Origin of the sequence: Paraburkholderia sp. EG286B, assembly GCF_040965655.1 — a bacterium.
GTDB lineage: Bacteria > Pseudomonadota > Gammaproteobacteria > Burkholderiales > Burkholderiaceae > Paraburkholderia.
This window is the reverse complement of sequence record NZ_JBFRCF010000004.1, coordinates 281,527-295,448: the sequence shown is the minus strand read 5'-3', so window position 1 is coordinate 295,448 and position 13,922 is coordinate 281,527. Positions and strand designations below refer to the sequence as shown.

Here is a 13,922-nt window from a genome sequence, read left to right as displayed (position 1 = left end):
CCTGACTTCATGAAAATCGACATCAAGATCCTGAACGAGCGCATGCGCGACCAGCTGCCCCACTACGCCACGCCGGGCAGCGCCGGCCTCGACCTGCGCGCGTGCCTCGACGCGCCGATCACGCTCGAACCGGGCGAAACGAAGCTCGTGCCGACGGGCCTCGCCATCCACGTGGCCGATCCGGGCTACGCGGCGCTGATCCTGCCGCGCTCGGGCCTCGGCCACAAGCACGGTATCGTGCTCGGCAATCTGGTCGGCCTGATCGACTCGGACTACCAGGGCGAACTGATGATTTCGACCTGGAACCGCGGCCACACCACCTTCACGCTCAACCCGCTGGAGCGCCTCGCGCAGCTCGTGATCGTGCCGGTCGTGCAGGCGCAGTTCAACATCGTCGACGACTTCGAGGCGAGCGAGCGCGGCGCGGGCGGCTTCGGCAGCACGGGCAAGCACTGACGCAGGCGGTTGCGCCGACAACAAAAAAGCACGCCTTGGCGTGCTTTTTTTGCGTTTTAGACGGAGGCTTCGGTTCGCTGCGCCGCGCCGGGACGCCGGCGGTACCAGAGCGCATACACCACGACGAGCACCGCGAGAAACGCGAGGCCGTAGGCCAGCGTCATGCGGAATTCGCGCGTGAAGGCCGTGCCAGCCAGAATGCCGAGCATCAGCAGCGCGCCCAGCACGCTCGTAAACGGAAAGCCCCACATGCGGAACGCGAGCGGCGCGCCGCCTTCGCGCGCCTGGCGCACGCGGAAAAAGATCTGCGTGACGAAGATCATGAACCACGTGAACATCGCGCCGAACATGGCGATCGACATCATCAGCGTGAACGCTGCCTGCGGCCAGAGCGCGTTGAGCACGGCCGCCACCGCAATGCCGATGGTGGACAGCGAAAGCGCGGCCGTCGGCACGCCGTGACGCGTGAGGCGCCCGAACGTCGCCGGCGCGTAACCCGCGCGGGAAAGGCTGAACATCATGCGCGTGGTGATGTAGAGCTGGCTGTTCATGGCCGAGAGCGCCGCCACGAGCACGATGAAGTTGATCGCACCCGCAGCGTATGGCACGCCGGTTGCGGCCATGACCTTCACGAACGGGCTCTCGTTGCCACCCGCCTGGGTCCACGGCACGATGGCGAGCATGAGCGCAAGCGTGAGCAGATAGAACAGCACGAGGCGCAGCACGGTTGCGCGAAACGCGCGCGTGACGGCGCGTTGCGGGTCCTGCGCCTCGGCAGCCGCCACGGCGATCGTCTCCACGCCCAGGTAGCTGAAGAGCGAGACGATCGTCCCCACCCACACGCCCCACCAGCCTCGCGGCAGCAAGCCGCCGTGCGACGTGTAGTTCGCGAAGCCCACGCCGGACCCGGCCGGCGCGCGCCACACGAACCATGCACCCAGCACGATGAACGCGACGATGGCCGCGATCTTGAGGCTCGAAAACAGATATTCGATGGTGCCGTACGCGCGCACACTCATTGCGTTCACAACGATCAACGCTGCTGAAAATCCGACGATCCAGTAGAGCCCCGGCACGTGGGGGAACCAGAATTTCATGTAGACAGCGATTGCCGCGACCTCGGTGCCCACCGCCAGCACATACGCCGACCAGTACGCATAGCGCACGACGAACCCGGCGAGCGGCCCGATGTAGTGCTCGGCATACGCGCCGAACGAGCCCGATACGGGATGCGCGACGGTCATCTCGGCAAGCGCGCCCATCAGCAGCAAGGCGATCAGCGCGCCGATCGCGTAGGAAATGAGCACGCCAGGTCCGGCGAACGAGATCGCGAAGCCGCTGCCGAGAAAGAGCCCCGTGCCAACTGCGCCGCCTATGGCGATCATCGTCATCTGCCCAGCGGACAAACCCTGGCGCAGCCCTTGTTCGCGCTCGACGATGGCTTCGAACGCGCCCGATTTACGTGGTACCACTGTTACACCCCTGCTTCGCGCGAGACGCTACTGAGCGCTGCGCATCAAATAAACGCCCTGGCGGGACAAACGCGCATTTTACCGGCTGATTGCCGGCAGCCGGCTGGCGCGCCCGCGCGTCACGCCGCAACGCCTGGACCTGCCACAGCACAAAAGAAAACGGCGCAGTCCTTTCGGACTGCGCCGTCTTGCCTTGAAGCCGTGTGCGGTGTCGCTTACTCCACTTCCACCGCTTCCGGATTGCGCGGCGCCGGCTGCTCGTCGAACGTCAGCTGGACCTTGTCTTCCGCGTCCACGTCCACGGTCACGCGGCCGCCGTTCATGAGCTTGCCGAACAGCAGTTCGTCGGCGAGCGCACGGCGGATCGTGTCCTGGATCAGGCGCTGCATCGGCCGCGCGCCCATGAGCGGGTCGAAGCCGTGCTTGGCCAGATGCTTGCGCAGCGCGTCGGTGAAGACCGCGTCGACCTTCTTCTCGTGCAGCTGGTCTTCCAGTTGCATGAGGAACTTGTCGACCACGCGCATGATGATTTCCTCATCGAGCGCACGGAAGCTGATCGTCTGATCGAGCCGGTTGCGGAACTCGGGCGTGAACAGGCGCTTGATATCGGCCAGCTCGTCGCCCTGCTCGCGCCGGGTCGTGAAGCCGATCGTCGACTTGTTCATCGCCTCGGCGCCTGCGTTCGTCGTCATGATGATGATGACGTTGCGGAAATCCGCCTTGCGGCCGTTGTTGTCGGTCAGCGTGCCGTGGTCCATCACCTGCAGCAGCACGTTGAAGATGTCCGGGTGCGCCTTCTCGATTTCGTCGAGCAGCAGCACGCAGTGCGGCTTCTTCGTGACGGCTTCGGTGAGCAGACCGCCCTGGTCGAACCCGACATAGCCCGGCGGCGCGCCGATCAGACGGCTCACCGCATGGCGCTCCATGTACTCGGACATGTCGAAGCGGATCAGCTCGATGCCGAGCGTGAACGCGAGCTGGCGCGCCACTTCGGTCTTGCCGACGCCGGTCGGGCCCGAGAACAGGAACGAACCGATCGGCTTGTCCGTCTTGCCGAGCCCCGCGCGCGCCATCTTGATCGAAGCCGAGAGCGCGTCGATGGCCGGATCCTGGCCGAACACCACGGCCTTGAGATCGCGGTCGAGCGTCTGCAGCTTGCTGCGATCGTCCTGCGACACGCTTTGCGCCGGCACGCGCGCGATCTTCGAGATGATTTCCTCGATCTCGCTCTTGCCGATGGTCTTCTTCTGCTTCGACTTCGGCAGGATGCGCTGGGCCGCGCCCGCTTCGTCGATCACGTCGATTGCCTTGTCGGGCAAGTGACGGTCGGTGATGAAGCGCGCCGACAGTTCAGCGGCCGCGTTCAGCGCGCCCGACGAATACTTCACGCCGTGGTGCTCTTCGAAGCGCGACTTCAGACCGCGCAGGATCGCCACGGTTTGCTCGACGGTCGGCTCGACCACGTCGACCTTCTGGAAGCGCCGCGACAGCGCCGCGTCCTTCTCGAAGATGCCGCGGTATTCCGTGAACGTCGTCGCGCCGATGCACTTGAGCGTGCCCGACGAGAGCGCCGGCTTGAGCAGGTTCGACGCATCGAGCGTACCGCCCGACGCGGCGCCCGCGCCGATCAGCGTATGAATTTCGTCGATGAACAGAATGGCGTGCGGACGCTCTTTCAGTTCTTTCAGCACCGTTTTGAGGCGTTGCTCGAAGTCGCCGCGATATTTCGTGCCCGCCAGCAGCGCGCCCATGTCGAGCGAGTAGACCTGGGCATCCGCGAGAATGTCCGGGACTTCGCCGCGCGTGATGCGCCAGGCGAGCCCTTCCGCGATCGCGGTCTTGCCGACACCGGCCTCACCGACGAGCAGCGGATTGTTCTTGCGGCGGCGGCACAGCACCTGCACCACGCGCTCCACTTCCAGTTCGCGACCGATGAGCGGATCGATCCGGCCGTCCTTCGCCATCTGGTTCAGGTTCTGCGTGAACTGGGCGAGCGGGGTTTCCTTCTGGCCGGCGGCGTCTTCGGCTTCGGCGTTCGCGTCGCTGGCCTTGGCGGCTTCGCCGCTGCCCGTCTTCGCGATACCGTGCGAAATGAAATTCACGACATCCAGACGCGTGACGCCCTGCTGCTGCAGGTAGTACACCGCGTGCGAGTCCTTCTCGCCGAAGATGGCGACCAGTACGTTCGCGCCCGTCACTTCCTTCTTGCCGTTGGAAGTGGACTGAACGTGCATGATCGCGCGCTGGATCACGCGCTGGAACCCGAGCGTCGGCTGCGTATCGACGTCATCCGTGCCGGGAACCGTAGGGGTATTGTCGTGAATGAAGTTGCGCAGGTTCTGTCGCAGGTCTTCGATATTGGCGGCACACGCGCGCAGCACTTCCGCCGCTGTTGGATTGTCCAACAGCGCCAGCAGCAGATGCTCGACCGTTATGAACTCGTGCCGCGCCTGACGTGCTTCCATGAACGCCATGTGCAGGCTGACTTCCAGTTCCTGGGCAATCATGCTTCCTCCATCACACACTGCAGCGGATGCCCGGCCTGCCGTGCGTGGGTAACGACTTGCTCAACCTTGGTCGACGCGATGTCCCGCGTATAGACCCCACAAACACCCCTGCCCTCGCGATGGACCTTCAACATGATCTGCGTTGCGGTCTCGCGGTCCTTATTGAAATATTCCTGCACGACCATCACGACGAATTCCATCGGCGTGTAGTCATCATTCATTAGCACGACCTTGTACATGGAGGGCGGTTTGACCTTTTGCTCCTGCCGCTCCAGTACGGTTGAATCCTGCTTGTCCGGGATAATCGCCATACACCCATTCTAAACAACTCGGACAGGCCCGCAATCCTGCCGTAACCTGACCGGCCGGCCGGTGAACCCGGCGCTCCCGACCTGCGACCCGCTGCAAGCAATTCATGCGCCCTGGCCCGGCCCCGATCCCTTGGACCGGCTGCGGGGCCGGTACACAATCCTGCTCTCAGCAGCTTTCACGCCACCGTTGAATCGAGTATCGCACAACCTTGACGTTGCCGTGGGAAGCGACTGTAGGCGCCCGCACGCTCAGTGTCAGATTCCATGGTGCGGTGCATCGCATATGCGTCACCTGCGCGATTTTTCAAGACGCTCTCCTGCACCTGCTTTATGCACCGGTGCCCAGCGTCGGCGAAAAGCAGGAAAAACCCTGGAAATGCGCTCTTTACAACGTGTCAAGGAGCGTCTCAAAATATTCTTGACAGCAGATTAAAGACCCTCAACAATCAAGCTGGCACTTTTTTCAACCGCCTTTAATTCGAAAAAATGCCGTTGGTGAGCTTGTGAGGAGGGGGCGATCGCACCGCGATCGTTTAGCTTTTCGAACTGCTCGTGGTAGTGACATGAGTTACAGGGGAAGTTGGTATGGCAACCGGTACGGTCAAGTGGTTCAACGACGCGAAGGGTTTCGGGTTCATTACGCCGGATGAAGGCGGTGAGGACCTGTTCGCTCACTTTTCGGCTATTCAAATGAATGGCTTCAAGACCCTCAAAGAAGGGCAGAAGGTGAGCTTCGAGGTCGTGCAAGGCCCGAAGGGTAAACAGGCATCGAACATTCAGGCAGCAGCCTGATCTGTTCGGTACCCGTACCTTGGAAACCCGGCTTCGGCCGGGTTTCTTTTTGGTGTAATGGTTTTTTAACGTTCGCGTGCTAGCTCACGCGCAACGTACCCATCATGCCGAGATCCTCGTGCTCGAGGATATGGCAATGAAACATGCGATCGCCCGCCTCGTGCTGGACGGTGGCGATGTGCACCGTTTCACCGGGCCGCACGTTCACTGTGTCGCGCCAAGCCAGCAGATCCTCCTCCTTGCGCACACCGCCGCGCTCGCGCGCCAGCACCTGAAATTGCGTACCGTGCAGATGAAACGGATGATCCATGTCCGTGCCGTTTGCAATCGTCCAGTGCTCGACTTCGCCGCGCCGGCTCGTCAGCGTCACGCGCGCCGGATCGAATACCGCTCCGTTCACCATGAACTGCATGCCGCGCGGCATGGGCTGCGCGGACGCGCCCGGTGCGTGCATCGCTTTCATGTCCATCGCCTCGCTGAACAGCACGCTCTGTTTCGGGACCGTTAGGGAACCTGAAGAAATGAGCGGCGCAATCTCGCGCAGGCGCGCCGGCAGCGCCGTTTGTGTCGCGCCTGCCGGTGCGAAGCCAACCCTCGCGAGGATCAGCGATGGCCCAGCAGGCAAGCTGCCGTGCGTCATCGCCATCTTGCGACGGTCGTATTGCGCGGCAATCAGCGACGCACGCGAGGCGCCCTGCCCCACGCGCACGATCAGCTCCACGCGTTCGCCCGGCGCGAGCAACAACGAGGTCACGCCCTCGCGCGGCGCGCCCAGCAGCCCGCCGTCGGTGCCCACCTGCGTGAACGCGCGGCCGTCGTCGAAGGCGAGTTGCAGATAGCGCGCGTTACAGCCATTCCAGACGCGCCAGCGCTCATCGCGCACGACCTCGATGTGAGGCTGACGCGCGCCGTTGACGAGCACGTACTGACCTTCGCGGCCGTTCATCCAGTCCATCATGCCGTTCGCGGGAATCGTGCCGTCCGCCGCGAGCTTCAGGTCGGACACGAACAGATGCCGCTCGGGCCACGCCGCGAGCGGATCATCGGCGGCACGCACGACGAAGGGCCCCGCCAGCCCTCGGAACACCTGCTCCGAACTCAGCATGTGCGGATGCGGGTGATACCAGTAGGTGCCCGCGCTCCCCGGCGGCAGCGTGAAGCGATAAACATGCTGCGCGCCAGGCGCGACGGGTTTCGATGGATTGCCGTCCTGATCGGGCGGCACGGGCAGGCCGTGCCAGTGAATCGTCGACGGCAGGGGCAGCCGGTTCACGAAGGTGATTTCGACGGTGTCGCCCTCGCGTACGTCGATCATCGGGCCGATGACCGGGCCATCGTTTTCGGCCGCTGAGAGTGCATCGTATTGCCAGAAGACGGTTTGCTGCTTTCCGGGCAGCAGCGCCCGCGCAGCGGGTTGCGCGACGAGAGTCGCGCGAAACTGGCCTGGCTCGCGGCTCTGATTGGCGAGCGTGCGCAGCGCGGCAAGCGGCGCGCCGGCGGGTAACGCATCGGCGGGCGCAAGCGGCCCTTGCGCGTGCATCGTGCCGCCCGACATCGCCGGCATGTCCGTCATGCCGTGCATGCCGTGCATGCCGTGCATCGCATCGCCCGCGTTCTGTGCGGATGCATGGCGCGCGAACAGGGTCGCGGTGGCGGCGCCCAACGCGCCGGATAGAAATGCTCTTCGTTTCATCGATGAAATCCTCATACCTCGTTCATGCCTGGGCACGCGTCGCGCGACAACACGCACGCCGTGCGCGCGGAATTCGTTGCGCTCGCGCAAAGCGCGAGCGCCACTGTTCAGGCGATTGGAGGAGGCAAAGGAGGCGCGTGCGTAATGCCGGCGCGCAAGGCTGCGGAAAGCACGGTAAGCGCGGAACGAGCGCCGGTTTGCACATCGAATGCGGTCACCACGGAAGGCACGCTGCAATGCGCGCAGCAGCCCGCGACGCAGCAACTCGTGCCGCAAGGGGAATGCGAACCCTGACCATGAGTGCTCGTCCCGGCGCAACGACCGCCGGCGGCGACGACAACGTGCGGCGTGAGTGCAGCGTGCGCCGCCAGCGCATCGTGCTGCGCGTGCTCGCACGCCATCGCGCCGCGCATGGAAAGCAGCGCGAGCAGGCAGACGAGAAAGAAGCGATAGACGACTGGCACGTTGTACGAAGCTGCGGATGAATTCGATTGACCGCTGCCATGATAGCGCACGGGGTGAGCGAAGTCGGATCGACCGCCCAATCGTGACGGATTGACGGCGAGCCGGATAAAAAAAGCCGGCAGATCTTGCGATCTGCCGGTTTTTTCCACCAGGACGGCGATGAGCCGTCTTGTGCCTACATATTCTCGATCATCACCTGCCCGAAGCCCGAGCACGATACCTGCGTCGCCCCTTCCATCAAACGCGCGAAGTCATAGGTCACGCGCTTCTGCAGAATTGACTTCTCCATCGAGGCGATGATGAGGTTCGCCGCTTCGAACCAGCCGAGATGACGCAGCATCATTTCCGCCGAAAGAATTTCGGAGCCCGGATTCACATAGTCCTTGCCCGCATACTTGGGGGCCGTGCCGTGAGTCGCCTCGAACATCGCCACGGAGTCCGAAAGATTCGCGCCCGGTGCGATCCCGATGCCGCCCACCTGTGCCGCCAGCGCATCGGAAATGTAATCGCCGTTCAGGTTCAGCGTGGCGATCACGTCGTATTCGGCAGGGCGCAGCAGGATCTGCTGCAGGAAGGCATCGGCGATCACGTCCTTGATCACGATGTCGCCGCCCGTCTTCGGATTCTTGATCTTCATCCACGGGCCGCCGTCTATCAGTTCCGCTGCGAACTCCTTCTGCGCGAGCGCATAACCGTAGTCGCGGAACGCGCCTTCGGTGTACTTCATGATGTTGCCCTTGTGCACGAGCGTGACCGAGCGGCGCTCGTTGTCGATCGCATACTGGATCGCCTTGCGCACGAGACGCTCCGTGCCTTCGCGCGACACCGGCTTGACGCCGACGCCGGAACTGTCCGGGAAGCGGATCTTCGCCACGCCCATCTCTTCGCGCAGGAAGCTGATGAGCTTCTTCGCGCCTTCGGACTCCGCGGGCCATTCGATGCCCGCATAGATGTCCTCCGAGTTCTCGCGGAAAATGACCATGTTGACCTTCTCCGGCGCGCGCACCGGCGAGGGCACGCCCTTGAAGTACTGCACCGGGCGCAGGCACACGTACAGATCGAGCTGCTGGCGCAGCGCGACGTTGAGCGAGCGGATGCCGCCGCCCACCGGCGTCGTGAGCGGCCCCTTGATCGACACCACGTATTCCTTCACGACGTCGAGCGTTTCTTCGGGCAGCCACACGTCGGGACCGTAGACCCGCGTCGCCTTCTCGCCCGCGTAGATTTCCATCCAGTGAATCTTGCGCTTGCCGCCGTAGGCCTTTTCGACTGCCGCATCGACCACTTTCAGCATGACCGGCGTAATGTCCACGCCCGTGCCGTCGCCTTCGATGTACGGGATGATCGGCTGGTCCGAGACGTTGAGCGAGAAGTCCGGATTGACGGTGATCTTTTCACCGCCGGTCGGAACCACGATGTGCTGATACGGCATGATCGACTCCAGTAAGGGCAAGGCTGTGGTAGCGGGTGTGGCGCGCGGCGCCTCGCAGCGGCGGCGAAGCCTGTTCGCCCGGCGAGAGCGGGCGGCTTGCCTGGCGGCGCGAACAGCCCGTCGGCGTGAGGGTCTGGCGGCTATTCTAGCCCACGCCTCGCGCATGCGTGCCGCGCCCTTCACACGAACGCCGGCTCAAAGCAAGCCATTTGCGGTGCTGCGGCGCGGCATGGCGAACATGTCCGTACCGCGCGCGCGGCGTCCTCGCGTGGGTTGTCGTCGCCACTATCGGATGATCCGGTCCGCTCGTATCTTATGTCTTATATAAGACGTAGAAATCGGCGAAACGTAATATGCATTAAGATCTCGGCGCCAGCCAGTCATCCATTCGTACCCGTCGCCCAGTCATGCGCTTGATCGCCCTCAATAAACCGTTCGGCACGATCTGTCAGTTTTCGCCGCACGAAACCCGTCAGTCTCTCGCGGACTGGGTGAAGGTGCCGGGCGTCTATCCCGCGGGCCGGCTCGACTCCGATAGCGAAGGGCTCCTGCTCCTCACCGACGACGGCGCCTTGCAAGCACGCATCGCCGAACCGAAACGCAAGCTCGTGAAGCGCTATTGGGCGCAAGTGGAAGGCGAACCTGATGCGGCAGCGCTTGCCGCGCTCGAACGCGGCCTCGATCTCGGTGACTTCGTGACGCAGCCGTGTCGAACAAGAATCATTGTTGAGCCCGAAAATTTGTGGCCGCGTCATCCGCCGATTCGTTATCGCGCGTCGATCCCCACCACGTGGGTCGAGATTGCGATCAGCGAAGGCAAGAACCGGCAAGTGCGACGCATGACCGCGGCAGTGGGCTATCCAACGTTGCGACTCGTACGCGTCGCGATCGGCGCGCTCGATATTTTTTCACTTGGCCTGGCACCCGGCGAAAGCATCGACGTGCCCACCAATGCGCCCTGGCAAAACACGTCTCACAGACACAAGTGATTGTTGTGCAAGCACTTTTCGCGTGCTGATCATTTTTTTTCGAATTACGCGGCACGTCCCTCATCTTTCTGTTGCGTCTCGTTACGAAGCAAATCAAAAGTTTGCGTCAACCGTCTCGCGAGACCATGCGTTATTCGACGCAGATGCCTCCAGAAGCTATCCGGCATTCAGCCTTCAGGGTCCTCGCAGCAATGTACGGTCCCGACCGCTGGCAGACGCAGAAATCAAATTCACGTGAATTTGTCGAAAGCGGCTGTCAACCGAAAGGTGGATGGCACGTTTACCGACCTGACTCCAAAAACCGGGTCACTTGGTTAATCAACTCAAGCTTGAGGATTCACAACATGAACAAACTGATCGCTGCTCTGGTCGCTGGTCTCTTCGCATCGGCTGCATTCGCACAAGCTTCGGCTCCGGAAGCTGCTTCGGCTGCTCCGGCTGCTGCTGCTTCGGCTGCTCACAAGTCGTCGCACAAGAAGGCACACAAGAAGTCGTCGCACAAGAAGGCAGCGAAGGCTGAAGCCGCTTCGGCAGCTTCGGAGTAAGCTTGTTGTAAGACGCATGAAGCCGCGGCACTCGGTGCTGCTCTTCAGCGCGACGAAAGGCAGAGCGCCGCAAGGCGTTCTGCCTTTTTGTTTGGCTGCCCGATTTTCAGCCATTTTTTTGTCACGCGCGCTCGCCGCATCACGTCGATGACGTGAACCGCGCCGCGCATTTTGACCCGCTCTGACCTGGTCGCGTAACATGCGCGGATTAACCTACAGGAAGGAGTCTCTCGTGCGATTTTCCCTGCGCTCGTTCTTCGTGCGCTGCGCGCTTGTCGTCGCATTGCCATTGGCCGCTTTCGCGGCGCTCATGTTCACCGCGACGGCCACGTCGAGCATCGCGCAGGCGCAGCAGATGCCGCCGGGCGCGAAGCAGCCGAGCGAATTTCCGCGCGTGAAGCTCACGGCAGGCATGTTCGTGATCGACGCAGCGGTCGCCGCCAACGACGCGGACCGTGAACAAGGCCTCATGTACCGCTCGCAGCTCGGGCCCAATGAAGGCATGCTGTTCGTGTTCGGCGAAAACGCCGTGCACTGCTTCTGGATGAAGAACACGCTGATCCCGCTGTCGATCGCTTTTATTCGCGCCGACGGTACGATCACCGACATCGACGAGATGCAGGCCGAAACGACCAACAACCACTGCCCGCGTAACAACGGCGTCTTCGCGCTCGAAATGCCGAAGGGCTGGTTCACGGCGAAGGGCATCAAGCCCGGCATGAAGATTCAGGGACTGCCGCCGCTGCAGTAAGCGCGCGGCGACCCAGCGCGCGCCATTCGCGCGCCGCGCAAAAACGCAAGCCGGCCCCGCACGCGCGCGGCGCCGGCTTTTTTTGCGCCCCCCTGCCCGCCGGCGCGCCGCCTGGCGCCCCTGCGCAGCGCGGTCGCCACTTCCCGCGCCGCGGCAAACGCCCTGCAAAACCGCCGCGCAAGCGCTATCCTATAAATCCCCCGCATGGCGCGTGCCACCAACGCGTGCGCCATGCGGCGCATCGGGCCGCGCGCTGGCCGCGCCGCGTGCCGCCCGGCAGCTTCCATGGCGCGTCATTCCAAGGAGATCACCGTGCCTCGCAAGACCCCCATCGAGCGCTATCGCAACATCGGGATCAGCGCTCACATCGACGCCGGCAAAACCACGACGACCGAGCGCATCCTTTTCTACACCGGCGTGAATCACAAGCTCGGCGAGGTTCACGACGGCGCGGCGACCATGGACTGGATGGAGCAGGAACAGGAACGCGGCATCACGATCACCTCGGCGGCGACCACTGCGTTCTGGAAGGGCATGGCCGGCAATTACCCCGAACACCGCATCAACATCATCGACACCCCGGGGCACGTGGACTTCACGATCGAAGTCGAGCGCTCCATGCGCGTGCTCGACGGCGCGTGCATGGTGTACGACTCCGTGGGCGGCGTGCAGCCGCAGTCGGAAACCGTGTGGCGTCAGGCGAACAAGTACAAGGTGCCGCGCATCGCGTTCGTCAACAAGATGGACCGCGTGGGTGCGGACTTCTTCCGCGTGCAGCGGCAGATCGGCGAGCGCCTGAAGGGCGTGGCCGTGCCTATCCAGATTCCGGTGGGCGCGGAAGATCACTTCCAGGGCGTGGTCGATCTCGTGAAGATGAAGGCTATCGTCTGGGACGACGAGAGCCAGGGCGTGAAGTTCGAGTACGAGGACATCCCCGCGAATCTCGTCGAACTTGCGCACGAGTGGCGCGAGAAGATGGTCGAAGCCGCCGCCGAAGCCGACGAAACGCTGCTCGAAAAGTATCTTCACGATCACGAAAGCCTGACCGAAGAGGAAATCAAGGGCGGCCTGCGCAAGCGCACGATCGCCAACGAGATCGTGCCGATGCTGTGTGGCAGCGCGTTCAAGAACAAGGGCGTGCAGGCCATGCTCGACGCCGTGATCGACTACCTGCCCTCGCCGGTGGACGTGCCCGCGATTCTCGGCCACGACCTCCACGACAAGGAAATCGAGCGCCACCCGAGCGACGACGAGCCGTTCTCCGCACTCGCCTTCAAGATCATGACCGACCCGTTCGTCGGCCAGTTGATCTTCTTCCGCGTCTATTCGGGCGTGGTGAATTCGGGCGACACGGTGCTCAACGCGACCAAGGACAAGAAGGAGCGCCTCGGCCGCATCCTGCAGATGCACGCGAACGAGCGCAAGGAAATCAAGGAAGTGCGCGCGGGCGACATCGCGGCCGCGGTGGGCCTGAAGGAAGCGACGACGGGCGACACGCTCTGCGATCCGGCGCATGCCATCGTGCTCGAAAGGATGATCTTCCCCGAGCCCGTGATCTCGCAGGCCGTCGAGCCGAAGACCAAGGCCGACCAGGAGAAGATGGGCATCGCGCTCAATCGCCTCGCGCAGGAAGACCCGTCGTTCCGCGTGCAAACCGATGAAGAGTCCGGCCAGACCATCATCTCGGGCATGGGCGAGCTGCACCTCGAAATTCTCGTCGACCGCATGAAACGTGAGTTCGGCGTGGAGGCGACTGTCGGCAAGCCGCAGGTCGCGTATCGCGAGACCGTGAAGAACAAGGTCGAGGATGTGGAAGGCAAGTTCGTCAAGCAGTCGGGCGGGCGCGGCCAGTACGGCCACGCGGTCATCACGCTCGAACCGCAGACGCCGGGCAAGGGCTACGAGTTCGTCGACGCCATCAAGGGCGGCGTGATTCCGCGCGAGTTCATCCCCGCGGTCGACAAGGGCATCCAGGAAACGCTCAAGGCAGGCGTGCTCGCGGGCTACCCGGTGGTCGACACGAAGGTCACGCTCACGTTCGGCTCCTACCACGACGTCGACTCGAACGAAAACGCCTTCCGCATGGCCGGTTCGATGGCCTTCAAGGAAGCGATGCGCAAGGCCAAACCGATCCTGCTCGAACCGATGATGGCCGTGGAAGTGGAGACGCCCGAGGACTTCATGGGCAACGTGATGGGCGATCTGTCGAGCCGTCGCGGCATCGTGCAGGGCATGGAGGACATCGCGGGCGGCGGCGGCAAGATCGTGCGCGCCGAAGTGCCGCTCTCGGAGATGTTCGGCTACTCCACCTCGCTGCGCTCGCTCACGCAAGGCCGCGCCACCTACACGATGGAGTTCAAGCACTACGCAGAAACCCCGCAGAACGTGGCCGAAGCGGTCATCAACGCGAAGAAGACGTAAAGCCGGCGACGTGCAGGCATTGCTGTGCACACGAAAGCCCGTCCCCTGCGGACGGGCTTTTTTGCTTGCGCGCGGCGCAATTTTGACC

At 63.2% G+C, this 13,922-nt stretch carries 12 protein-coding genes; 7 read left to right on the top strand and 5 right to left on the bottom strand.

The features are described 5' to 3' along the window. Positions 1-9: 9 nt before the first annotated feature. Positions 10-456 carry a dUTP diphosphatase gene (gene dut / locus AB4Y42_RS10250; RefSeq protein ID WP_028205273.1) on the top strand — a complete coding sequence of 149 codons (447 nt, stop codon included), beginning with the start codon at positions 10-12 and terminating at the stop codon, positions 454-456. A 56-nt stretch (positions 457-512) separates the two neighbouring features. On the opposite strand, the gene AB4Y42_RS10245 is transcribed toward dut, so the two are convergent. The 3 genes from AB4Y42_RS10245 to clpS all read right to left on the bottom strand — a co-directional run bounded on the left by AB4Y42_RS10245 (position 513) and on the right by clpS (position 4,746). Continuing rightward, positions 513-1,928 carry an amino acid permease gene (locus tag AB4Y42_RS10245; RefSeq protein WP_368687667.1) on the bottom strand — a complete coding sequence of 472 codons (1,416 nt, stop codon included), beginning with the start codon at positions 1,926-1,928 and terminating at the stop codon, positions 513-515. 215 nt (positions 1,929-2,143) lie between these two features. Then, a complete protein-coding gene (gene clpA, locus AB4Y42_RS10240) occupies positions 2,144-4,435 on the bottom strand; it encodes an ATP-dependent Clp protease ATP-binding subunit ClpA (protein ID WP_069262762.1) in 2,292 nt (763 codons plus the stop codon). After that, positions 4,432-4,746 carry an ATP-dependent Clp protease adapter ClpS gene (clpS, locus tag AB4Y42_RS10235; protein WP_028213389.1) on the bottom strand — a complete coding sequence of 105 codons (315 nt, stop codon included), beginning with the start codon at positions 4,744-4,746 and terminating at the stop codon, positions 4,432-4,434. Before clpS ends, clpA begins: the two co-directional genes overlap by 4 nt. A gap of 585 nt (positions 4,747-5,331) precedes the next feature. On the opposite strand from clpS, the gene cspD reads away from it, so the two are divergent. Beyond that, positions 5,332-5,538: a cold shock domain-containing protein CspD gene (gene cspD / locus AB4Y42_RS10230; protein ID WP_017776809.1), complete on the top strand. Its 207-nt coding sequence runs from the start codon at positions 5,332-5,334 to the stop codon at positions 5,536-5,538. A gap of 79 nt (positions 5,539-5,617) precedes the next feature. Here cspD and AB4Y42_RS10225 read toward each other — a convergent pair whose 3' ends face one another. Continuing rightward, positions 5,618-7,231: a multicopper oxidase family protein gene (locus AB4Y42_RS10225; protein WP_368694097.1), complete on the bottom strand. Its 1,614-nt coding sequence runs from the start codon at positions 7,229-7,231 to the stop codon at positions 5,618-5,620. Positions 7,232-7,527: 296 nt separating this feature from the next. On the opposite strand from AB4Y42_RS10225, the gene AB4Y42_RS10220 reads away from it, so the two are divergent. Continuing rightward, positions 7,528-7,716 (top strand): hypothetical protein, encoded by a 189-nt coding sequence (locus tag AB4Y42_RS10220; protein WP_368694096.1) that lies wholly within the window; start codon positions 7,528-7,530, stop codon positions 7,714-7,716. 155 nt (positions 7,717-7,871) lie between these two features. Here AB4Y42_RS10220 and icd read toward each other — a convergent pair whose 3' ends face one another. Then, positions 7,872-9,128, bottom strand: coding sequence for an NADP-dependent isocitrate dehydrogenase (gene icd / locus AB4Y42_RS10215; RefSeq protein ID WP_368694095.1), 1,257 nt, complete (start codon positions 9,126-9,128; stop codon positions 7,872-7,874). A 407-nt stretch (positions 9,129-9,535) separates the two neighbouring features. Here icd and AB4Y42_RS10210 point away from each other — a divergent pair, with 407 nt between their 5' ends. The 4 genes from AB4Y42_RS10210 (at position 9,536) to fusA (ending at position 13,834) form a co-directional block, all read left to right on the top strand. After that, positions 9,536-10,117: a pseudouridine synthase gene (locus AB4Y42_RS10210; RefSeq protein WP_368687663.1), complete on the top strand. Its 582-nt coding sequence runs from the start codon at positions 9,536-9,538 to the stop codon at positions 10,115-10,117. Positions 10,118-10,461: 344 nt separating this feature from the next. Further along, positions 10,462-10,662 (top strand): hypothetical protein, encoded by a 201-nt coding sequence (locus tag AB4Y42_RS10205; RefSeq protein WP_028213393.1) that lies wholly within the window; start codon positions 10,462-10,464, stop codon positions 10,660-10,662. 232 nt (positions 10,663-10,894) lie between these two features. Next, on the top strand, positions 10,895-11,413 hold the full coding sequence (locus tag AB4Y42_RS10200; RefSeq protein ID WP_368694094.1) for a DUF192 domain-containing protein: 519 nt from the start codon (positions 10,895-10,897) through the stop codon (positions 11,411-11,413). Positions 11,414-11,725: 312 nt separating this feature from the next. Beyond that, a complete protein-coding gene (fusA, locus tag AB4Y42_RS10195) occupies positions 11,726-13,834 on the top strand; it encodes an elongation factor G (RefSeq protein WP_342948498.1) in 2,109 nt (702 codons plus the stop codon). The last annotated feature ends 88 nt before the right edge of the window (positions 13,835-13,922 follow it).